Annotated in this window: 17 protein-coding genes and 2 pseudogenes; 8 read left to right on the top strand and 11 right to left on the bottom strand. The window is 69.2% G+C overall.

The window, feature by feature from the left end; genetic code table 11:
* The first annotated feature begins 3 nt into the window (after nucleotides 1–3).
* The 3 genes from ACWY4P_RS03975 to ACWY4P_RS03965 are packed head-to-tail and all read left to right on the top strand — an operon-like array spanning nucleotide 4 to nucleotide 2,510.
* Entirely contained in the window at nucleotides 4–1,155 is a 1,152-nt protein-coding gene (locus ACWY4P_RS03975; RefSeq protein ID WP_456208695.1) for an LLM class flavin-dependent oxidoreductase, read from the top strand.
* Nucleotides 1,152–1,955 carry an alpha/beta hydrolase gene (locus tag ACWY4P_RS03970; RefSeq protein ID WP_456208694.1) on the top strand — a complete coding sequence of 268 codons (804 nt, stop codon included), beginning with the start codon at nucleotides 1,152–1,154 and terminating at the stop codon, nucleotides 1,953–1,955. Before ACWY4P_RS03975 ends, ACWY4P_RS03970 begins: the two co-directional genes overlap by 4 nt.
* Nucleotides 1,956–1,988: 33 nt before the next feature.
* A complete protein-coding gene (locus ACWY4P_RS03965; protein WP_456208693.1) occupies nucleotides 1,989–2,510 on the top strand; it encodes a flavin reductase family protein in 522 nt (173 codons plus the stop codon).
* Between the two features lie 76 nt (nucleotides 2,511–2,586).
* Here the strand turns inward: ACWY4P_RS03965 and ACWY4P_RS03960 are convergent, their stop codons facing one another.
* Both ACWY4P_RS03960 and ACWY4P_RS03955 read right to left on the bottom strand, forming a co-directional pair.
* A complete protein-coding gene (locus ACWY4P_RS03960) occupies nucleotides 2,587–2,946 on the bottom strand; it encodes an ArsR/SmtB family transcription factor (RefSeq protein ID WP_456212801.1) in 360 nt (119 codons plus the stop codon).
* A 69-nt stretch (nucleotides 2,947–3,015) separates the two neighbouring features.
* Nucleotides 3,016–3,468: pseudogene (locus ACWY4P_RS03955) on the bottom strand (tellurite resistance TerB family protein); the annotation flags it as partial.
* 123 nt (nucleotides 3,469–3,591) lie between these two features.
* On the opposite strand from ACWY4P_RS03955, the gene ACWY4P_RS03950 reads away from it, so the two are divergent.
* Nucleotides 3,592–3,804, top strand: a complete 213-nt coding sequence (locus ACWY4P_RS03950) for a hypothetical protein (protein WP_456208692.1) — start codon at nucleotides 3,592–3,594, stop codon at nucleotides 3,802–3,804.
* A 14-nt stretch (nucleotides 3,805–3,818) separates the two neighbouring features.
* On the opposite strand, the gene ACWY4P_RS03945 is transcribed toward ACWY4P_RS03950, so the two are convergent.
* The gene (locus ACWY4P_RS03945) at nucleotides 3,819–4,484 is read right to left on the bottom strand and encodes a TetR/AcrR family transcriptional regulator (RefSeq protein WP_456208691.1); all 666 of its coding nucleotides are present in this window, start codon (nucleotides 4,482–4,484) and stop codon (nucleotides 3,819–3,821) included.
* Nucleotides 4,485–4,838: 354 nt separating this feature from the next.
* On the opposite strand from ACWY4P_RS03945, the gene ACWY4P_RS03940 reads away from it, so the two are divergent.
* Nucleotides 4,839–5,873 (top strand): ABC transporter permease, encoded by a 1,035-nt coding sequence (locus ACWY4P_RS03940; RefSeq protein WP_456208690.1) that lies wholly within the window; start codon nucleotides 4,839–4,841, stop codon nucleotides 5,871–5,873.
* A gap of 65 nt (nucleotides 5,874–5,938) precedes the next feature.
* Here the strand turns inward: ACWY4P_RS03940 and ACWY4P_RS03935 are convergent, their stop codons facing one another.
* Nucleotides 5,939–8,323 carry a SpoIIE family protein phosphatase gene (locus ACWY4P_RS03935; RefSeq protein ID WP_456208689.1) on the bottom strand — a complete coding sequence of 795 codons (2,385 nt, stop codon included), beginning with the start codon at nucleotides 8,321–8,323 and terminating at the stop codon, nucleotides 5,939–5,941.
* Nucleotides 8,324–8,484: 161 nt separating this feature from the next.
* Nucleotides 8,485–9,006, bottom strand: a complete 522-nt coding sequence (locus ACWY4P_RS03930; RefSeq protein WP_456208688.1) for a MarR family winged helix-turn-helix transcriptional regulator — start codon at nucleotides 9,004–9,006, stop codon at nucleotides 8,485–8,487.
* A gap of 265 nt (nucleotides 9,007–9,271) precedes the next feature.
* Between ACWY4P_RS03930 and ACWY4P_RS03925 the strand changes: the two genes are divergently transcribed.
* Entirely contained in the window at nucleotides 9,272–10,345 is a 1,074-nt protein-coding gene (locus ACWY4P_RS03925; protein WP_456208687.1) for an alkene reductase, read from the top strand.
* A gap of 132 nt (nucleotides 10,346–10,477) precedes the next feature.
* Here the strand turns inward: ACWY4P_RS03925 and ACWY4P_RS03920 are convergent, their stop codons facing one another.
* A complete protein-coding gene (locus ACWY4P_RS03920) occupies nucleotides 10,478–11,209 on the bottom strand; it encodes a transposase (RefSeq protein WP_456208686.1) in 732 nt (243 codons plus the stop codon).
* Between the two features lie 64 nt (nucleotides 11,210–11,273).
* Here ACWY4P_RS03920 and ACWY4P_RS03915 point away from each other — a divergent pair, with 64 nt between their 5' ends.
* The gene (locus ACWY4P_RS03915; RefSeq protein WP_456208685.1) at nucleotides 11,274–13,499 is read left to right on the top strand and encodes a transposase; all 2,226 of its coding nucleotides are present in this window, start codon (nucleotides 11,274–11,276) and stop codon (nucleotides 13,497–13,499) included.
* Here ACWY4P_RS03915 and ACWY4P_RS03910 read toward each other — a convergent pair.
* The gene (locus tag ACWY4P_RS03910) at nucleotides 13,496–14,098 is read right to left on the bottom strand and encodes a hypothetical protein (protein WP_456208684.1); all 603 of its coding nucleotides are present in this window, start codon (nucleotides 14,096–14,098) and stop codon (nucleotides 13,496–13,498) included. The two genes, ACWY4P_RS03915 and ACWY4P_RS03910, sit on opposite strands and share 4 nt — an antisense overlap.
* A 1,032-nt stretch (nucleotides 14,099–15,130) precedes the next feature.
* Between ACWY4P_RS03910 and ACWY4P_RS03905 the strand changes: the two genes are divergently transcribed.
* Complete coding sequence (locus ACWY4P_RS03905) at nucleotides 15,131–16,030, top strand: RNA polymerase sigma-70 factor (protein ID WP_456208683.1); 900 nt, start codon at nucleotides 15,131–15,133, stop codon at nucleotides 16,028–16,030.
* A gap of 54 nt (nucleotides 16,031–16,084) precedes the next feature.
* Here the strand turns inward: ACWY4P_RS03905 and ACWY4P_RS03900 are convergent.
* The 4 genes and pseudogenes from ACWY4P_RS03900 to ACWY4P_RS03885 form a co-directional block, all read right to left on the bottom strand.
* Nucleotides 16,085–16,690, bottom strand: a pseudogene (locus ACWY4P_RS03900) (SDR family oxidoreductase); the annotation flags it as partial.
* 50 nt (nucleotides 16,691–16,740) lie between these two features.
* Nucleotides 16,741–18,441, bottom strand: a complete 1,701-nt coding sequence (locus ACWY4P_RS03895) for an L-aspartate oxidase (protein ID WP_456212800.1) — start codon at nucleotides 18,439–18,441, stop codon at nucleotides 16,741–16,743.
* A 127-nt stretch (nucleotides 18,442–18,568) separates the two neighbouring features.
* Complete coding sequence (locus ACWY4P_RS03890; RefSeq protein ID WP_456208682.1) at nucleotides 18,569–19,465, bottom strand: RNA polymerase sigma-70 factor; 897 nt, start codon at nucleotides 19,463–19,465, stop codon at nucleotides 18,569–18,571.
* A gap of 143 nt (nucleotides 19,466–19,608) precedes the next feature.
* Complete coding sequence (locus ACWY4P_RS03885; protein ID WP_456208681.1) at nucleotides 19,609–20,082, bottom strand: carboxymuconolactone decarboxylase family protein; 474 nt, start codon at nucleotides 20,080–20,082, stop codon at nucleotides 19,609–19,611.
* Nucleotides 20,083–20,131: the final 49 nt, after the last annotated feature.

Genomic DNA, 20,131 nt, shown 5'->3' with positions numbered 1-20,131 from the left:
CCCATGACCGCACCATCCGCGCCGGAAGCACCGTCAGTCGAGTTCATCGGCATGATCGGGACTTCCGACGCCTCCGAGACCCGGCCCGCCACCGGCCCGGCGATCGACCCCGACTACACCACCCGCTTCGCCCGTGCCCACGAGGACGCGGGCTTCGACCGGATCCTCATCGGCTACAGCTCCGGCCGGCCCGACGGCACCCAGGTGGCCGCGTATGTCGCGGCCCGCACCGAACGGATCGGCCTGCTCATCGCCCACCGCCCCGGCTTCGTCGCCCCCACTCTCGCCGCCCGCGGCTTCGCCACCCTCGACCAGTTCACCGGCGGCCGCGTCGCCGTGCACACCATCACCGGCGGCAACGACGCGGAACAGCGCAAGGACGGCGACTACCTGGACAAGGAGGAGCGCTACGACCGCACCGACGAGTACCTGGGCATCCTGCGCACCGCCTGGTCCTCCACCGAGCCGTTCAGCCACGAGGGCCGCCACTACCGGTTCGAGGACTACTCCTCCCAGGTGCTCCCCTCCCGTGCCTCCGGCATCCCGCTGTACTTCGGCGGCTCCTCCGAAGCCGCCTACCGGGTGGGCGGCAAGCACGCCGACACCTTCGCGCTGTGGGGCGAACCCCTCGCGGAGACCGCCGAGCAGATCGCCTCCGTACGCGCCGCCGCGGCCGCCGCGGGACGCAGCGAGCCGCCCGGGATCAGCGTGTCCTTCCGCCCGATCCTCGCACCCACCGAGGAACTGGCCTGGGAACGGGCCCACCGCATCCTGGACACCATCGAGGCCGGCCCCGGACGCCCGTTCTTCCACCACCAGAACGGCGAGCGCGCGCCCCAGAACACCGGGTCCCAACGGCTGCTCGCGGCCGCCGCCAGGGCCGACCTCCACGACCGCGCACTGTGGACCCCCACCGCCACCGCGACCGGCGCGGGCGGCAACACCACAGCCTTGGTGGGCACTCCCGAGACCGTCGCCCAGGCGCTGCTCGACTACGTCGACATCGGCGTCACCACCCTCCTCATCCGTGGCTTCGACCCCCTCGACGACGCCATCGACTACGGCCGCCACCTGATCCCCCTCGTACGCCAGGAACTCGCCCACCGCGCCGCCACCGCCCCGTCCGCCCTCACCACCGCGGGAAACGCCCGATGACCACCGCACCCGCCACCACGGTCCACAGCTGGCAGCCGCCCATCGGAATCGCGCCGCGCGGCACCCTGCTCGTCCTGCCCGGCCGCGGCGAACACGGCGGCACCTACGAGCGCTTCGGCCGCCGGCTGTCGGCCGACGGCTATGTCGTGCACGCCCTCGGCACGACACCGGAGCACACGGCGCCGCAGGTGCTGGCCGAGGCGCGGGCAGCGGCGGGCGAACACCCGGTCGCTCCGCTCGTCCTGGTCGGCAGCGACACCGGCGCCCTTCAGGCCCTGCACGCGGCGGCTGCCGCCGATCCGCCACTGGCACCGGCAGGCCTCATCCTCGCCGGAACCGCACCGGCGGCGGATGGCGCCACGCCGCCCACCGGTTCCACGCCGCCCACCGGTTCCGTCGGCACCGGTGAAAACCCCGGCTGGGACGCCGAGTTGGCGGCGCGCACCGCATGTCCGACCCACCGCAAGCGGATCACCGACGACCAGGCATTCGTACGAGGACGCCTCTTCGGCCCCGTACCGGCACATCTGCTCCCCGAGCCCCGGCCCGACCTGCCCGCCCTGGTCCTGCACGGCGAGGCGGACCCGGTCTCCCCGCTGGAGCAGGCCCGCGGACTGGCCGGCCGGCTGCCGCGCGCGACCTTCGGTGTGCTCCACGAGGGCGTGCACGACGTGCTGAACGACGCCACGCACCGCACCACGGCCGCCACCATCGTGCTGTGGCTGGAACGCCTGCGCGCCGACGGGGCGCTGCGCCCGCTCCTCACCCTCGAAACCGGCGCGTCACCCGCACATTCCTGACCACCCGACACCACCCCTAGGAAGGGAAGCGGCATGACCGTGTCCACCGACCGCTCCGCCGAACCGGACACCGCCCTCACCGGAGCCGAAGGGGGCGCCATCCTGCGCCGCACCTTGCGGCGGCACGCGGCCGGCGTCACGGTCATCACCGTGCCGGGCCCCGCCGGGTTCACCGCGACCTCGTTCACCTCGGTCTCGCTCGACCCGCCCCTGGTCTCGTTCTACCTCGGCACCACCGCCTCGACCGCCGGCGCCGTCCAGCGCGCGGACCGCTTCGCCGTCCATGTGCTGGGCGCCGACAACACCGCGCTCGCCCAGCGGTTCGCCCGCAGCGGCATCGACCGTTTCTCGGGTGTCTCCTGGCAGGACGCGGGCGACGGACTTCCCGTGCTGGACGGGGTACCGGCCTGGCTCACCGCTCGTGTGACCCGGTACGAACGGATCGGAGACCACTTCCTCGTCATCGGCGAGGTCCAGTCCGGCGGCGGCCCCGCCGAGGGCCCCGCCCTGATCCACCACGACGGCGCGTTCGCCACGGCCACAAGCATCGCTTGACGAGCGGACCGTCGCCCGCCGGGCGGGGACGGCGCACCGGTGCGGTCGATCTACGGCGGGGCCGGAAGCGAGGACATCAGACTGGACGAGTGTCCTGCGGTTCCGATGAGGCGAGGAGATAGAAATGGAGCTGCCCGAGCAGTTCGGTGATGCTCTCGCTGTCAGCGCGGTAGCGGACCAGCTTTCCCGTGCGCGTTGACTGGAGCAGGCCTCCGCGCCGGAGGACGGCGAGGTGCTCGGAGGTGGTCGACGGGCCGAGGCCGGCACGCTCCGCTGCCTCGCCGACCGTCAGCTCCTCTCCATCGGTGAACTGCGAAAAGAGCCGCTGGCGGGTCCCGCTGGCCAGTGCCTTGAGAAAGACCTGAAGGTCGTCGCCGGGTATGGCGGCTTCGGGACGCGCCTCCCGCTCCGTACCGGAGTCCGCTCGCGGTGACACCCGGTCGCCGGCCACCCGCGGGAGTCCGTCCCGGCCTCCGTGTCGGCGGGGAACGCGGAGAGGCTGGTGCAGGTCGAACTCGGCCGGAGGGATGTCCAGGGCCGAGCAGGCTTCGCGGACAACGGTCCGTTCGCTGTCGTCGAAGTGGCCGTCGGCGCAGCCGATGACGATGCCGATCTGGATGACGGCCCGTGCCTCGGCGGGCTTCTTCTTCGCCTTGCCGATCTCCTGCAAGGCGCTCACCTTGCCGAGAGGGAAGTTCGCGGTCAGCTCGTCGATGTAATCCTCGAAGCGGCGGTGCAGGTCCTCCGGGGGGAAGCTCTGGAGCGCGTCGTTGGTGGCGATGAGCTGGGCGACGCGCTGTCGCTCGGACGGGTCGATCGTGCCGTCCGCCGCTGCCACCAGGGCGCACATCGCCATGCTCGCGTCCCGGAAGGCCCCGCTCTTCAACTCGTTCTTCTTCGCCGTGAGCTGAGCCTGCATCGTCTGGACCGAGTCCTTGAGGCGGTCCCACAGCGCCATCTGCATCTCCTTGTCAGCACAACCCATCACGTGATGCAGAAAGGAATCTACAGGTTTGTAGAGAGCTGTAAGACCCGGAGGCTGAGGGTTACGCCCTGATGGCGCGCACTGTTTCGCGAGGCGGTGCACTGGAGCATTCCCATCGCCGAACTCACCACCGATGATCCCGGGGAGACGGTGGAGAACTACCTGCGGGGCATGCTCGACGCCTGGGCGGCCGACCCGCACACTCCCATGGCCGTGCTACTACGGGCCAGCATGACCAGCGAGGACGCCGCGGAGCTGCTGCGCATGCCGGACCTCAACTGCGCGCCGAACAGGCAGACGGTGGCATGACGGGGCCGTTTACCTCAGCTCTGCGCGGTCCTCGTGCGCAGGTGCACGGTGAGTTCCTCGTGTGTCGGGGACGAGGGGAGCGGCCGCGCGCCGTCCGGGCGTAGCCCGTCCAGAAAGATGTGCACGTGGCGGGTGGCGAGAGCGGTGGCCTCGGCCGCGGGGAGGTAGGGCAGGGGGCGGCAGGCCAGAGCCACGGTGGTGATCAGGTCCATGGGTGTGGCATCGGGCCGCACGGCCCCCTGGGCGCGGGCGTGAGCCAGCAGGTCCTCGAGAACGGGGGGGATCCGGCTCTGGACCTCGATCGCTTCCGGTGCGGTGACGACCGGGCCGCCGATCAAGGGGAGCACGAGCATGTCCCGCTCCTCGACCAGGCGCAGCAGGTACCTCTCAAGGGCGGCCAAGGGGTCCTGCGGTGCGGTGTCCAGCGCGTCGCGGGCGGCCTGGAGCACCAGGGTGAACCCGTCGAGCACCACCTGCTGGATGAGGGCTTCGCGGTCGGGGAAGCGCCGGTAGAGCGTGGCGATGTTCACCCCGGCGCGGCGGGCGATCTCGTCCAGCGACGCGGCGGTGCCCAGTTCGCGAAAGGCGGTGCGGGCGGCGGCGAGGATCTGTGCCCGGTTGCGGGCCGCGTCGGCCCTCAACCGCGGCCTGCTGCCCTCGCCGGCGGTGCGGGAAGTCACCGTGAGCCCGTCCTTTCTCGACCGTGCCGACCAGCGCTGATCGCTGTCGGCCGATCCCTTGAGATTACGTCAGCAGCGCCCCTCGAACCGCGTAAGTGAAGGATTTCCTGCGATTAGTGCTACGGTGCCAGGGACAGGTCGACCACCAAGGGGTGACGAACCCGCCCCTCGTCCTCCCCTGCCCGCAGTCTCGTCAGGAGCACACCACCGAAGGGGCTGCGGCCCCGCTGACATCGGAAAGTTCCTCACCCCATGCACCACGGCACCACCTTCCCTCCCGGCGTCCCGCCCCGGGACACCCCTCACGATCCCGGTGTGGACCCCGTAGCCGATCGTGCGCGACATGCCAGGCGCGTGCTGGTCGACTCCGAGCCCGGCGTTCCCGCTCAGGTGCTCGCCGCGGCCGCCGGCGCCCGCAAGGCCATGCTCGTACCTGTGGTCACCGCGCTGGCGATCGGCACCGTGTTCGTCGCCGTCTATCTCGCGGCGTTCCATGCGCCGTCAATGCGTCACCAGCCCTTGGGCATCGCCGCGCCCGACAAGGTGGCCGCCCACGCGGAGCTCGCCCTCAACAACGCGGCACCCGACGCGTACACCTTCTACCGCTACCCGGATGCCGAGGCCGCTCGCCAGGCCGTCACCCACGACCAGGTCCCGGCAGCCCTGGTCGCCGACGGCCGGGGGACGCGTGTTCTGGTGGCCGGTGCGCAGGGGCCGTCCACCGTTTCCAGCCTCGCCACGGCGATGACGACGGCGGTCGGGAAGCCCGTTCCCGTGCAGGATGTGCTGCCGCTGGCAGCGGGGGACTCGCGCGGGCTGTCGGTGTTCTACGCCGCCTTCGGCGTGGTGCTCGCCGGTTTCCTCTTCGCGATGTCCTCCTACCAGATCGCTCCGCGGCTGCGGCTGGCTGTCCGCGTCACATCGATGCTGGTCTTCTCCGCCGCCTCCGGCGTGATGGTGGCACTGATCGCGCACACCGCCCTGAGCGCGCTGCCGGCGTCGTTCGCCGTGGTCGCCGTCGTGGTGGGGTTGCTGGCCTGGGCGTCCGCCGCGGCGGCCGGGCTGCTGCTGCGCTTGTTCGGGCCACTCGGCATGCCGGTGGCCTCGGTGGTGCTGCTGATCCTCGGCAACGCCACCTCCGGTGGAGTCCTGCCGGCCACATTTCTGCCCGCATGGCTCTCCCCACTGGCTTCGTTCATGCCTCCGGCGGCGGCGGTACGTGGTCTGCGGGGCGCCTCCTACTTCCACGACGCGCATCTCACCGGAGCCATGCTGACCCTGGCCGCATGGGGCTTGGGCTGCCTTGCTCTCCAGTACGTTCTGGATCGCGTTGCCGCCCGTCGCCCGCCGGTGGGGTCTTTGGGCTCCGTCGTCGGCGCCGGGCACTGAGACGGAGCGCAGTCAGGGGAAGGACCGGCAGCAGCCCGCTGGCCACGCAGTGCGCCTTGACGCGCTCACTCCTCCGACAGGGACTGCTCCGCCCAGATCGTCTTGCCCGCCCAGGTGTAGCGAGTGCCCCAGCGCTGGGTCAGTTCTGCGACCATGAACAGACCGCGGCCGCTCTCGTCGTGCAGCCGTGCCCTGCGCAGGTGCGGACTGGTGCTGCTGCCGTCCGAGACCTCGCACACCAGGGTCTCGTTCCTGATGAGCCGGAAACGGATCGGTCCGGTGGCGTACCGGATGGCGTTGGTGACCAGCTCGCTGACGACCAGTTCCGTGATGAAGGCGACGTGCTCCAACCCCCATGAGGCGAGCTGCCGCGTGGCACGTCGGCGGGTCTCGGCCACGGCAGCGGGGTCGACCGGAACATCCCATTCGGCAACCCGGTCCTCGCCGAAGACGTGAGACCTGGCCAGCAGCAAGGTGCTGTCATCGACTGCTGGTTCCGGGTTCATCGTGCGCAGGACACTGTCGCACAGCCCGTCGAGTGAGGAGGCGCGCCGCGTCAGGGCGTGGCGCAGCTCATCCATCCTCTCGTCCACGTCGCCGGCGGCGAGCAGGCCGTTGGTGAACAGTGCGAGCAGGCTTCCCTCGGACACCGCCACCTCGGCTGCCTCGAACGGCAGGCTGCCCAGCCCCAGCGGTGGACCGGCCGGCGCGCCGACGACACCGCTGGTGCCGTCCGGATGGACCAGGATCGGAGCCGGGTGACCGGCGCGAGCGAGGGAGCAGGTCCCGGCGACCGGGTCGTAGACCGCATACAGGCAGGTGGCTCCCACATCGCCGGGGATCTCGTCGGCGATGTCGCTCCGTTCGGCGGCGGCGTGGGTCACGATGTCGTCGAGATGGGTGAGGAGTTCGTCGGGCGGCAGCTCGATGTCGGCGAGAGTACGGACGGCGGTGCGCAGGCGCCCCATGGTCGCCGAGGCGGTGATGCCGTGGCCGACGACATCGCCGACGACCAGGCCGACCCGCGCTCCCGGCAGCGGAATCACATCGAACCAGTCTCCGCCCACCTGAGCGTCACCGCCCGCGGGAAGGTAGCGTGCCGCCGTCTCCGCGGCCGGGTGCGGGCCAGGGCCCGGCGGCAGCAGCGCGCGCTGAAGCGCCAGCGCGACGTCACGCTCGCGGGTGAACCTGCGCGCGTTGTCGATCGAGATGCCGACCCGCGTGATCAGGTCCTCGGTGATGGCCAGATCGGCTTGGGTGAACGGCTCGTGGAGCGGCGCGCACCTGAGGAAGAGGGCCGCTCCCAGAACGGTGTCCCGTGCCCGGATGGGGACTGCGATCAGCGAGTGCATTCCGCATTCCCGCGCCTGAGCCGCATCAACGGGATCTTCGGCGAACCAGCGGGTGACGGCGGGGTCGGTGACGTGGTGCAGTTCCGCGTGGCCGGTGGCCAGGCATCGGGCGACGGGTGACGAAGCGGGATGGTGTGTCGTCTCGCCCGGGGCGGGGTGCGGCCAGGACACCGGGTGCGCCGCCCGGACGGCGGCCCGGTTCAGCCGGACGGGGCCCGGCGTGACCGGCAGGGGCAGGTCGCCTCGGACAACGGCATCCAGCAGGTCGACGCAGACCACGTCTGCGAAGCGGTCCACGGTGACCTCGGTGAGTTCGCGGGCTGTGCCCGCCACGTCCAGGCTGCTGCCGATGCGGGTGCGGGCCTCACCCAGGAGCGCGAGCCGCTCCCGGGAGTCGTATTGCTCGGAGTAGTCGTACGCGGACAGGGCCGCGCCGCACACCCGGCCGGACGTGTCCTTGAGCGGATAGACGTCCATGGCCCAGGCGTGCTCCCTCGACTCGCCCGGCAGCCTGACGAAGCACTCGACGAACTCCGGCTTGCCCGTCTCCAGAACCCGTCGGATGCGGTTCTCGGTGTCTTCGTGCACGTCACCCTGGACGATCTCGGTGATGAGCCTGCCGCGCGCCTGGTCCTCGGGGAACCCCGTCGCCCGTGCGAACGCCTCGTTCGAGTGGAGTGCTCGCGCGTCTGGACCGTATGCCGAAAGCGGGGAGGGATGCTGGTCGAACGCCCACCCCTTGAGCGGCTCCAGCCTGGCCGCGTCCTGAGCCGCGCCCTGAGCCGCGTCCGGACGCGCCGTGAGCAGGAAACCGGCTTCCCTTCCGTCCTCTCCGTCCTTCGACAGGGGAACCACGTGCACCTGGGCAGTCAGCGGACGGCCGTCGCGATGCCGGGGTCCGCCCTCCGCCCCGGTGAACAGATCGGCGAGCGGTCTGCCGACGATCTCTGGCGCGGTGTGCCCCCAGAGCGCCCGGGCACCTTCGCTCCAGTGGGTGATGCGGCTGTCGGCGTCCGTGACCACGACCGCGAGGGCTGTGTCGAGGACGGTGCCGGGCGGCTGCGGATGGCGCCGCCCCGGCGGCTCGTGGGGCTTCATCGTCGTGTCCTGTCCGGCCTGGCTATGTCAACGATGCTCTTCCGCACAGGCCGACAGCAAACCCGGGCGGTCGCAGCGCGTGCCGTGGAGCGCGCGGGCCGTCGGCCGCACGTGAGCACCCGCCGGCCCCTGCGCCTGGCCGTCGTCTGGGCCGGCCAGGCTCAGGTGTCCTGCGACGTGGCGCGGGCGAGGCTCTCCTCGATCCGGCTCAGGACTTCGATGGCCTCGGCCTGCTGGGCCCGCGTCATGCCTTCGGCGACGCTGGTTTCGAGGTCCATCCAGAGCTGTTCCACCTCGCTGCGCAGGGCGTTGCTGGCCGCAGTGGGTTCGATGATGGTGACCCGCTTGTCGGTGGTGGAGGAGCGGCGGCGGACGAAGCCCGCGTTCTCCAGGCGCCGGATGGTGCGGGTCATGGTGGCGGCGTCGGAACCGAGCAGCCGGACCAGATCGGTCTGCCGCTGGGGGCCTCGATCCCACAGCTGCATCATGACCAGTTCCTGGCCGGGGTGAAGACCTACTCGGCGAAGTAGTTGGCCGGCCAGCATGCGGTGCAAGCGGGCCACGCGGAGGATCGCGTGATTGATGGCGCCGGCCGCGACGGAATCCGGCATGCGCACGTTCGCCGGTCCCGTGGTGTCGGCTGTGGTCGGCCGATGGGCGTCTGCGGTCTCCGGCTGGCTCATGGGTTCCTCGTGTGGCCTGTGTAGTTGACTGAGCAAGTAAAGGGTACAGCGGATGGAGTGCCGGGGGATGCCGGGTGCGGCTGTCGCCTGCCACAACACCGGAGTCCTTACTTCACGGTGACGTGGATCACGTATGGAGCGGGATGGGTTCATGGGATTTACTTGTTCGGACAGGGAACGGCTCCGGAGCGGCAGTACCGGCGCCTGTCAGTCAAGGGGCCGCCCCCGTGAGGCGGCCCGTCTTTCGCGAGCAAGGAAGATGATCATGCCGAAGGCCTTCGAAGCGTACGAACTGGGCGCAGCCCGTCTGGCCAACCGCATCGTGATGGCACCGATGACCCGTAGCCGTGCCTACGGCCCCGGCCAGAGCCCCACCGAGCTGATGGCCGACTACTACACCCAGCGCGCCGGCGCCGGCCTGATCGTCACGGAGGGCACCCAGCCGTCGGTGATCGGCCAGGGCTACCCCGACACCCCCGGCATCCACTCCGACCAGCAGATCGCGGCCTGGCGCACGGTGACCGACGCCGTACACGACAAGGGCGGCGTGATCTATCTGCAACTGATGCACACCGGCCGGGTCGGCCACCCCACCCTGACGGGTCTCACCCCGGTCGGCCCTTCCGAGGCCGCGGCCAAGGGCCAGGTCTATACGCACGAGGGCCCGCAGGACTTCGTCACCCCCAAGAAACTCACCGGGACCGAGATCCAGGAGACGATCGCCGACTACGCCGCGGCCGCCCGCAACGCGATCGAGGCCGGCTTCGACGGGGTGGAACTGCACGGCGCCAACGGCTACCTCATCCACCAGTTCCTCGCCCCCAACTCCAACCGGCGCACCGACGCCTGGGGCGGCTCTCCCGAGGCGCGTATCCGTTTCGCCGTCGAGACCGCGAAGGCCGTCGCCCAGGCCATCGGCCCGGACAAGACCGGCTTCCGTATCTCCCCCGGAAACCCCTACAACGACATCGACGAAACCGACCGCACCGACCTCGACGCCACCTACACCGCCCTGGTGGACGCCCTCGCCCCGCTGGGCCTGGCCTACCTGCACCAGATGGAGGCTCCCGACGTCCGCGACCTCACCGTCCGCCTGCGCAAGCAGTGGCCGGGCACCTTCATCCTCAACCCCTTCACCGGCATGGAGCCCACCGGGCCCGAGGAGCTGCAACTGATCGAGGACGGCACCGCCGACCTCATCGCCTACGGCGGCCTCTTCCTCGCCAACCCCGACCTGCCCAAGCGCCTCGCCGCCGGTGGCCCCTTCAACATCCCCGACCGTGCCACGTCCTTCGGCGGCGACCACACCGGCTACACCGACTATCCCACCCTCGACTGACACCCGGTCGCAGGACTACCGCGCCTCCGGCCGCCCGCCCGGCCGGAGGCGCACACCAGGCGCATGCCTGTTAAGAGATATCCCGTAATGCCAGGTCAAACGTGGTTTCCTGTGGGCAGTCGCGGTCTGGGGTCAGTCGTTGATCTCCAGTTTCAGGTTGTGCAGGGCGGCGATGCCGGCGACGGTGTGGTTGATCCCTTCTCCTTTGCGGCGGCACTGGCGGAGGACCTGGTGGTCCTTGAGGCGCGCGATGGTGTGTTCGGCGACGGCGCGGCGCTTGCGGAACCGCCGGTGATCCCGGTCCTTGATGATCTTCCGGTCGGGCCCGCGCCGGGGCGAGCGGATCCGCTCGATCCCTGGATAACCACCATCGCCGGACAGGCGGGGATGATCGGGCAGGGTCTTGCCGGTGGTCTCCCGGAAGACCACCGCATCGTTGCGGTTGCCCGGCCAGGCGTCGTCGACCGCGACGATGCGGCGGTCAACTGCCCGGCAGACGATCTGCACATTCACACTGCGCCGGTAGTTCTTCGGCTTCTTCGTCTTCCGCTGGTCGTGCACCGGAATGAGGGTGTCGTCCGTCGGCCACAGCTCCCGCCGGTCGGCGGGCGGCGGGCCGGGCAGGGCGGCGAGGTGCGGCGCGAGGTCGGCGGTGACCCGGTGCACGGCGGCGTGGGTGGTGGCGAACAGCCCGGTCGGCTGCTCCATGGTGAGGTTCGTGCGGTAGCCCAGGATGACCAGCAGCACCCGGTAGCCGAAGGCAAGTGACCAGGGCCGGCCACACCCGCTGTCCGGGCGGCGCCGCCACAGACGGGTGATCAGGGCATCCAGCTGCGGCCCGGACAGCCCCGTCCACGCCTTCAACTGAGCAGAAGAGCAGGTGGCGGGACGAAGTTCCGTACAACTGACCGTAACCCGAACTGACTTCATGACGTTATGCCTGACGCTGACGCTGACGCTGACGCTGACGCTGACGCTGACGCTGACGCTGACGCTGACGCTGACGCTGACGCTGACGGTCCGGGAGAGGGGGAGTGTGGTGAGTCGGTCATCGGCTGTGTCTGGGCCGGGGCGGCGGTTTCGGGGGGCGAACCGGGGTGAGGTGTGGCGGCGGGCGAAGGATGCGCCGGTGTCGGTGATCCGGCTGCCGCTGGTGGTCGCCGATGCGGATGTCCGCCGCCGGGTCGAGCAGTTGTTTTCGGCGATGTGGCAGGTCAAACGCGCCCTGCAGCGTGATGCGCGGGATGTGGTGGACGCCTACTGGGCCGGTGACGTGCGGCGCGAGAGCGACGTGAAGGCCTGGCGGGCCGAGCTGGGCCTGTCCCGCACCGGGCTGGAGCACCGCGCGTACCGGCATCTGGAGCGCTCGGGGTGGTTGAGCGATCATGTGTCGAAGGCGCTGGTGATGCACCAGGCCGACGAGGTGTGGGCCGGTGTGGCCCGGCACCTGCACCCGGACGCGTCAGGGCGGCGGGCGGGGCGTCCCAGGGCCGGGACTTGGTGGGAGTACACCCGCATCCCGGGCCGGGCCCGCTCGCACACCACCGAGCGTAAGTGGGAGACCTTCCGCCTGCATGGCACCCTCGCCGGACACCTGGACACCTTCCGGCACCCCGCATTGCCGCCCTCGGTCACCGCCCCCGCGCAGGCCGCAGCCCTGTCACCGCGCATCTCCGTCCTGGCCCAGTCCCGGAAGATGCCCGCCCCCGCCCGGCCCACCGGCCGCATCCCCACCGGGACCACCGACGCCGCAGGCCGCCCCCGCGCGAGGGCGGCGACCTGGTTCGACCACACCGGGCCGCTGACCGTTGTCTTCGCTGGAGGGCCCACCGGGCGCGGGGATATCGTCCTGCCGGTGCGGCTTGCGCAGGGCGCCGGACGCTGGCCCTATCTGCTGCACTACCTGAACGACCCGAGCCGGTGGCACAAGATCGACCTGGTGCGCAGGCGAGATCCCGCTGCCCCGGGCGGCTGGGCCTATGAGGCCCATCTGATGGTCCTGGCCCCCGGCTACGCCTCGGCCGCCACCCGTATCCGGCGCCGGCAGGCCGCCGTCCTGCAGCGCGTGGGCGGGGTGGACGGCAACGTCTCCAACCTCGCCGTCGTCTCCTTCCCCACCACCAATGACGAAGGTGACGGGCCGGTACGCTCCTCCAGGATTACCCTGAGCGAGCAGGAGCAACGCGCCTGGGCCGCAGCGCGCAAGAAGGCCCGGGGGCGCCAGCGCGCTCTTGACCGCTCGCGGCGCGCCACCAACCCCGCCCAGTACCGGCCCTCCCGCCGCCAACAGACCCGCAGCCAACGCCGGCGGGCAGCAGGCCTGTCCCCGAAGGCTGTCGCCGTCCCGGCCGGGCCCCGGCGCACCACCGCGGCCGGAAAACCCCAGCAGGCGTACCGTCGCGACATGGTGAGCGCCGGCTACCGGAATCTGCGGGCCCGTCACAGTGCCTCGGCCGCGAGCGCGGCCGAGGCTTCCCGCCATCGCGCGAGGAAGATCGCCGCTGCTCTGGTCGCCGCCCACGGTCCGAACCTGACCATCGAGGACTGTGACATCCGTACCTGGTTCCGTCTGTGGGGCCGTGCCTGTTCCGCCACCACCCCCGGACGGCTGATCGCCGCACTCGCCGCCGAGTGCACGGCCACCAGCGGACGGCTCCTGCGTGCCTCGACCTTCACCACCGCCCTGTCCCAGCACTGCCTGTGCGGCCGACACGTACCCAAGTCCCTGCGCGACCGCATCCATCACTGTGACCCGGCCGAAGGCGGCTGCGGGCTGAAAGGCGACCGTGACCTGGTCTCCGCCGCCCTGGCCGCCTTCACCACCCTCACCGACCCCGACGACCCCACCACCGCGCGCCTGGACCACACCCGCGCCCGCACCGCCCAGATTCTCTTCGCCCAGGGGCTGCAAGAAGCCCTGACCGAGTCAACCGCACCGAAGTCCGCGCCCTTGGGCCGGACCCGCGCGGCAGCCGAACCCCGCCGGAACACCCTTCCCCGGCAACGGACGGCCTCTGCTCGGCGAAATGCCGGACCCTGCACCGTGGCAACCCCGGATGAGACCCGACCCGCACCCCAGCGGCCCAAGGCCCACGCCGGAACGACACGACCGCACACCGGCCGCCCCCGCACACACATACGGGACAAGTCTTAGGAACGCTTGGCGCGGTACAGGCCTCGGCCGGACCGCTGGACACGGGAAGTACCGACAAGACGATCGAGCGTGCTCCGCACCGCGTTGATGCTTCCACTGTCGGAGTCACGGCCAAGAGCCGCGGCAACATCGCGGGCACGCACATCGACGTCGCCTACTCCGGCGAAGTACTCCATGATCTGCTCGGTGAGTTTGCCGTACTTCCGCTGCCGGTCCGGGTCGGCTCCGGCTCCGGCTCCGGCGGAAACGGGATGCTGTGCGCTCGCGCGGCCCTGTGGCTCCTGAACCGGAAACCCGGCCTTCGTTGTGACGTCCGCGGACTCGGCGGGGACAACGCCGGGGTGCGGCTCTGAGGGTGTCGAAGCCTGGTCCTGTTCCGCAGAGGCACCACCGACGGTGCTCGTAGCGGCCGCAGCAGCTGAGTCGAGCATGAGGCTCTCCAGAACGCTGAGGGCCTGCTGCACCGAACCAAGATGCGCTACGACCGCAGCCAGTTCTCTCTCCAGCGCCTGCTTCTGGACCTGCAGGCGAACCAGGTCCTTCTGTAGGCTCTCAGCCGTGATCTCAACGTTATGCGCCGCGTGGGTCACAGAAACCATGTGTTCCTCTCATTCTCGACCCTTCTTGCCACGCCCCGGCCCACCTGCGGTGCTGTTCGGTCCGGACCCGGGATGGGTATCCCCGGACATCATATGCAGTAGCCCACGTGGGACATAGATGAACCAGACGTCCCACACGTTGTCCGCGGCAAACGCAATGGGCATGACACTTCAGCGAAGTGCCCGACCTGTGGGCGGGGCACCGCCCACCGGCTACGGGGCCGAGCCGTGTCATCAGCTGTTCCGTCACGGCCGGCACGGCATGGAGCGATCCTCACCCTCTACAGCTCTGGCGGAGCCCGTGCGGTGCAGCGCGTCGGAGACCGTCTTGATGCGTGCGTCGACAGTGTCAATCGCCTCTCGGAGCATGCGGAGCCGAGCCTCGAGCAGGGCGGCCTCGGTTGCCAGAGACACACTGACGGCGGCAGGGTCGAAGTGCATGGCAGGGTCTCGGGGCATCATGCGTCTTTCTTCGGCTCAAGTCGGGAGTCGTGCGAAACCCGAGTGCGTGTGGATGGGCAGAAGGACACCGGGCGGCGCAGCCGCACGCTGCTGAGGACGGCCTGCGGCCGGTACCCCGAACCGGCTGCGGCCCCGTGAGCAGGTATCGCGCGGATGCATCGGCGGTCCCTGACTTCTGAAGTCATATGTGCTCCCTTCCTCGCTGCGAGGGCTTGTGTGAGCGGCGTGCAAGCCGCTACCCGGATTGACCGAACAGCTGCGGGAGCTGTGACAGCCGTGCGCTGGATGCCGTGCCTCGTGTCGCCTGGCCCGGACCGTGTGTCCGAGCATTAGAGTCACACGGTGTTTTCTCCGACGCTGAGCGACCGGCGGCCTCCGGGTGGGCGCAGCGCGACACCAGCCAACGATCAGTAACGCGTCAATGTTTTAAATGGCAGCGTCGGAAACCATTTTTTACTCGGATATGTGATGCGATCCGGTAGTCGGGCTGTGAGCGCATGGAAACTCTGTGTACTCGCGGGAAGCCTGCCGCTCCGGGGCTGCGACCGGAGGAACGGAGACCGCAGGAATATGCATCCCGAGCCGTCCCACACGGCCAGTGCCCTCGACGAGGCTGCTTCTGTCTTTGTGCAGCTCCGGCCACGCCTTTTCGGTATCGCGTACCGCGTGCTCGGTAGCGCGGTCGAGGCTGAGGACGTGGTCCAGGACGTGTGGCTGCGGTGGCGGAAGACCGACCGCTCCGTGGTGGTCAGCCCGGTGGCTTTTCTGTCGAGTACGACGACCCGTTTGGCCATCAACGTCGCCCAGTCTGCTCGCGTGCGCCGGGAAACCTACATCGGGCCGTGGTTGCCCGAGCCCATTGATACGAGCTCGGACCCGGAGGTGGGCGCGCAGCGGGCGGAGGCTCTGGAGCTGGCGCTGCTACTGGTGTTGGAGAAGCTGAGCCCTACGGAGCGCGCGGTTTTTGTACTGCGTGAGGCGTTCGACTATGCCTATTCCGAGATCGCTGAAATCCTGCAACTCAGCCTCGTCAATGTGCGGAAGATCGTAAGCCGTGCCCGCAAGCATCTGTCAGCAGAACAGCGGGAGACCGTGGACGCGGCGGAACACCGACGCCTCCTGGAAGCCTTCGTCTCCGCGGCCCAAACGGGCGATGTCGCCTCACTGGAGGCCCTCCTCGCCCCGGATGCCGTCAGCTTGTCCGACGGCAACGGTATCCGGGGCGCTGCTCGCGTACCCGTTCTGGGCCGTGCGCGCGTGGCGAACCTGGCGACTGCCTATCCGCGATTCTGGCGCGGTGTGGATCTCCGATCCGTTGAGGCCAACGGGCGTACGGGAGTGATGATCTACCGAGCGGGCGAACCCACAACTCTCCTGACGACAGCGGCCTCGCGGGAAGGCATCTACCAGCTGATGTGGCTGTGGAACCCGGACAAAATCGCCGCGTTCCTTGATTCACGCTCCCGCTGATGCGCATCCGGACCGACCGCAATCGCCGCGGTGACCTCGCCGATCAGCTCATCTCTACTGCCGCGCGCGCCAGTCGGCGAACCGGGTCACGGCGATGTGCGCGTCAGGACCGGGCAGGAGCGTGGTCTCCTTCAGCTCGGCACCGTAGTAGGGGGCATGCGGATCCTTGACGACCGTGCGGGGGTCGTTCTTGGCGGCAAGTTCCGTGCGGATGAGCTCGTCGAGCCGGAACTCGTCGGGTCCGGCGACTTCCACCACACCGTTGACTGGGGCGCCGACCGCAGTGCGGCCGACGGCAGCGGCCACATCGTCGGAGTAGATGGGCTGGATCTTGATGGGGGCGAGGCGCACGGTGTCGCCCTCCGTCGCCGAGGCCGCGATCGCCTTCATGAACTCGAAGAACTGGGTGGCGTGGACGACGGAGTACGGGATCCCGGATGCCTTGATCAGCTCTTCCTGGGCCTGCTTGGCGCGGAAGTATCCGCTCTCCTGCAGCCGGTCGGTGCCGACCACGGACAGGGCCACGTGGTGGGTCACGCCGGCCTCGGCCTCCGCCTTCAGAAGGTTGGTGGTCGAGGTGCGGAAGAAGTCCATGACGGCCTCGTCCTCGAACGAGGGGGAATTGGATACGTCGACGACGACCGACGCGCCCTGCAGGACGAATCCTTTCGGTCGCTGTCATGCGTGGCGCGTATGCTGCGACGAGCTGATCATTCAGCGAGCTTTCCTTCGGTCGAGACCTCCTCCATCAGAGAGGAAATCTCGTCCGGGATGGCCGGAATGCTCTCGTGGGTGACACCCGTCGCCGGGGACCAGACGAGATTGACCTGCAGCGCGGGATCCAGGTCCGGGTAGTCGCTGCGGTTGTGGCAGCCACGGGTCTCACGGCGCTCAAGTGCTGCCTCGAGCGTGGCCCGGGCTGCCAGAGCGGCGGATTTGAGATCAAAGGCGTGTGCGAGATCCTGATAGCCGGCTATATCGGGGTGGACGCCGACGTCTTCCATCCTCTTCTCGATCGTGGTGAGCTCCGCCAGCCCGGCGCGCAGCCCCTCTTCGTCGCGTACGACTCCCGCGTGCTCGGTCATGGTGTTGCGGATGGCGCGCTGCAGGGCGCGGACGTTCTCCGGTCCGTCCGCTGCGAGGAGATCGTCGATCTCGGCACGGGCTTGGGCCACTGCTGACGCCGACCGCTGCTGCGCGGTCAGCGCCAGTGAATAGGCGGCGGCGGCCTGGCCGGTGAGCCGGCCGAAGACCAGCAGCTCGATCAGACTGTTGCCACCGAGGCGATTGGCGCCGTGCAGCCCGCTCGATGCCTCGCCGATCGCGTACAGGCCGCGGACGTCCGTGCTGTGGTCTTCGGGCCGTACCCAGACCCCGCCCATCGAGTAGTGCGCGGTGGGGGCGATCTCGATGGGCTCGCGCGTGATGTCCAGCATCTGGAGGTCCAGAAGAGTCTGATAGACCCGGGGGAGCCGCGTCATGATCGTCTGCCGTGGCAGGTGAGAGACGTCGAGCCACACTCCGCCCTTGGGGGTGCCGCGTCCCTCCTTGATCTCCGTGTATGAGGCGAGGGCCACGCGGTCGCGGGTGGACAGCTCCATGCGTTCGGGGTCATAGCGGGCCATGAACCGTTCCCCGAGGGCATTGCGCAGGATGCCGCCTTCACCGCGTGCTGCCTCGCTCACGAGGGTGCCGGCCGCGTCCTCCGGCTCGATGATCCCGGAGGGGTGGAACTGAACCAGCTCAGGGTCGCGCAGGCGGGCTCCTGCCTCCACGGCCAGACGGAACGAGTCACCGGTGTTCTCGTCGCGCCGTGAGGACGTGCGCCGCCAGATGCGGGTGTGGCCACCCGCCGCGAGAATGACGGCGTCGGCATGGATGAGGTACCGCGTGCCACGCGTGAGGTCGAAACCGTAGGCGCCGAAAACGGCACCGTCATGCACCAGGAGCCGAGTGATGTAGACGCCGTCGAGCACCGGGATATTGAGCTGCTCCGCGCGCCTGACGAGAGTGCGCTGGATTTCCAGGCCGGTGTAGTCCCCGGTGAAGGCGGTGCGCCTGAACTTGTGCGCGCCGAAGAAGCGCTGGGAGATCCGGCCGTCTTCTTCCCTGGCGAAGGCCATGCCGTACCGCTCCAGATCATCGATGCCCCGGGCCGCGCCCTGGGTGACGATCTGCGTGGTGCGGGGGTCGGCGAGCAGATAGCTCTCCTTGAGGGTGTCGGCGGCATGCTGCTGCCAGCTGTCTTCGGAGTCCATCGTGGCCAGGGCCGCGTTGATTCCCCCGGCAGCGAGTGCCGTATGGGCATCTTCCTTGGAGCGCTTGCCGACGGCGAGGACGTCGACACCGGCTTCGGCCAGTTCGATCGCTGCCCGCAGTCCCGCTCCCCCCGTACCGATCACCAGCACCATGGTGGAAAGACGTCGTTCGATGACAGCCACTGTTCTACTCCGATCGCCGGGTTGTCGTTCACTACGACCAGGTGATCCGGGTGTTTGTGACACTTGCCGCCGCCGCGTGCTCGGTGAACAGGCGGTCTCAGCTGCTCAGCGAGGCCACGTAAGGCGTCAGCTTCGCCGGGTTCATCACCCACATGATCCGGTCGATACCCTCTGCCGACACGTCGACGGACAGCAGAGCCACATCTTTTCCGCCGGACGAGATGAGGACCGCCGGCCGACCGTTGGCCTCGACCCAACGAATGTCGGACTGAGGCCAGAAGCGTGGTGCGAAGGCCACAAGGTACTTGGAGACATGCAGACGTCCGATGACTGGAATCTTGGATGCTCCGCGTACCCCTCCGCCGTCGGAATAGCTGACAACGTCCGCAGCGAGAACATCCTCGAGCGCGGATAGATTGCCTGTCTGTGCTGCGGCGAGAAAAACTTCCATCAGACGCCGGTGAGCAGCCGGGCTGGTCGGCTCCCTTCTTTCGGCGACCAGGTGCTTCCGGGCGCGGCTCACCAGCTGGCGTGTATTGGCTTCGCTCGTCTCCAGCATGTCTGCGATCTGCTTGTATGGATAGCCGAAGGCTTCCCTCAGCACGTAAGCGGCCCGTTCCACCGGGTTCAGCTTCTCCAGAAGAAAGAGAACCGCCAGCTCCAGCGCCTCAGCCCGCTCCGCGCCCAATTGCGGGTCCAGGCTGGTATCGACTGGTTCCGGAAGCCAGGGACCGATATACGATTCGCGCCGCACCCTGGCGGACTGGGCGTGGTTGATGGCCAGACGCGCGGTGACAGTTGCCAGGAACGCTGCCGGCTCGCGGACGTCGGCACGGTCGGCGTTCTGCCATCGCAGCCACGCCTCCTGAACGATGTCCTCGGCTTCCACGCTACTACCGAGTACGCGGTACGCGATGCCGAAAAGCTGTGGACGCGCTGCGACGAACTCTCGCGTTGCCTGTTCAAGGGAGGCTGCGTCGTCCCCGGCGTGCATATTGGTCCTCCAACTTCGGAGCACCAGTCTACAAGCCGCGGCAGTACGCGCTCACGGTCACGCGTCGGCGGCCCGTCCCCACACCACAGGCCGGTGTGGCGCGGAGACGGACAGCACGAGTCCGGGCCGGGACAGTTCGCCGGTCAGCCGAACTGGCCGGGCTGGTAGCCCCCGGCGGGCTGCTGGTTGATGACGTTGATGCGGTTGTAGGCGTTGATGATGGCGATGAGGGACATCAGGGCGACGAGCTGCTCCTCGTCGAAGTGCTTGGCAGCGTTCGCCCAGGCCGCATCCGTGACACCACCGGCTGCGTCGGCGATGCGGGTGCCCTGCTCCGCCAGTTCCAGTGCGGCGCGCTCGGCGTCGGTGAAGACTGTGGCCTCCCGCCAGGCCGCGATCAAGTTGAGGCGCAGCGAGGTTTCCCCCGCGGCGGCGGCGTCCTTGGTGTGCATATCAGTGCAGAAGCCGCAGCCGTTGATCTGGCTTGCGCGAATCTTCACCAGTTCCTGTGTCGCGGTCGGCAGCGTCGAGTCCGATACCGCCTTGCCGGCTGAGTTGATGTGCTTCAGCACCTTGGCCGCGAGGGGATTGCCGAAGTAGTTGAGACGCGAATCCATGGAGATCTCCTAGCCACGTTGCAGATACACACTACTGACGGGATAGGTC

This window comes from Streptomyces sp. LZ34 (assembly GCF_053890475.1).
Note: the sequence above shows the minus strand (reverse complement) of the source record. Positions and strands in the feature narration are given on the sequence as shown.

Bases quoted from the DNA above. Each gene is read 5' to 3' on its own strand.
- ACWY4P_RS03975 (WP_456208695.1), top strand. From the start codon at position 4: ATGACCGCACCATCCGCGCCGGAAGCACCGTCAGTCGAGTTCATCGGC.
- ACWY4P_RS03970 (WP_456208694.1), top strand. From the start codon at position 1,152: ATGACCACCGCACCCGCCACCACGGTCCACAGCTGGCAGCCGCCCATC.
- ACWY4P_RS03965 (WP_456208693.1), top strand. From the start codon at position 1,989: ATGACCGTGTCCACCGACCGCTCCGCCGAACCGGACACCGCCCTCACC.
- ACWY4P_RS03935 (WP_456208689.1), bottom strand. From the start codon at position 8,323: ATGAAGCCCCACGAGCCGCCGGGGCGGCGCCATCCGCAGCCGCCCGGC.
- ACWY4P_RS03930 (WP_456208688.1), bottom strand. From the start codon at position 9,006: ATGAGCCAGCCGGAGACCGCAGACGCCCATCGGCCGACCACAGCCGAC.
- ACWY4P_RS03925 (WP_456208687.1), top strand. From the start codon at position 9,272: ATGCCGAAGGCCTTCGAAGCGTACGAACTGGGCGCAGCCCGTCTGGCC.
- ACWY4P_RS03915 (WP_456208685.1), top strand. From the start codon at position 11,274: ATGACGTTATGCCTGACGCTGACGCTGACGCTGACGCTGACGCTGACG.
- ACWY4P_RS03910 (WP_456208684.1), bottom strand. From the start codon at position 14,098: ATGGTTTCTGTGACCCACGCGGCGCATAACGTTGAGATCACGGCTGAG.
- ACWY4P_RS03905 (WP_456208683.1), top strand. From the start codon at position 15,131: ATGCATCCCGAGCCGTCCCACACGGCCAGTGCCCTCGACGAGGCTGCT.
- ACWY4P_RS03895 (WP_456212800.1), bottom strand. From the start codon at position 18,441: ATGGTGCTGGTGATCGGTACGGGGGGAGCGGGACTGCGGGCAGCGATC.
- ACWY4P_RS03890 (WP_456208682.1), bottom strand. From the start codon at position 19,465: ATGCACGCCGGGGACGACGCAGCCTCCCTTGAACAGGCAACGCGAGAG.
- ACWY4P_RS03885 (WP_456208681.1), bottom strand. From the start codon at position 20,082: ATGGATTCGCGTCTCAACTACTTCGGCAATCCCCTCGCGGCCAAGGTG.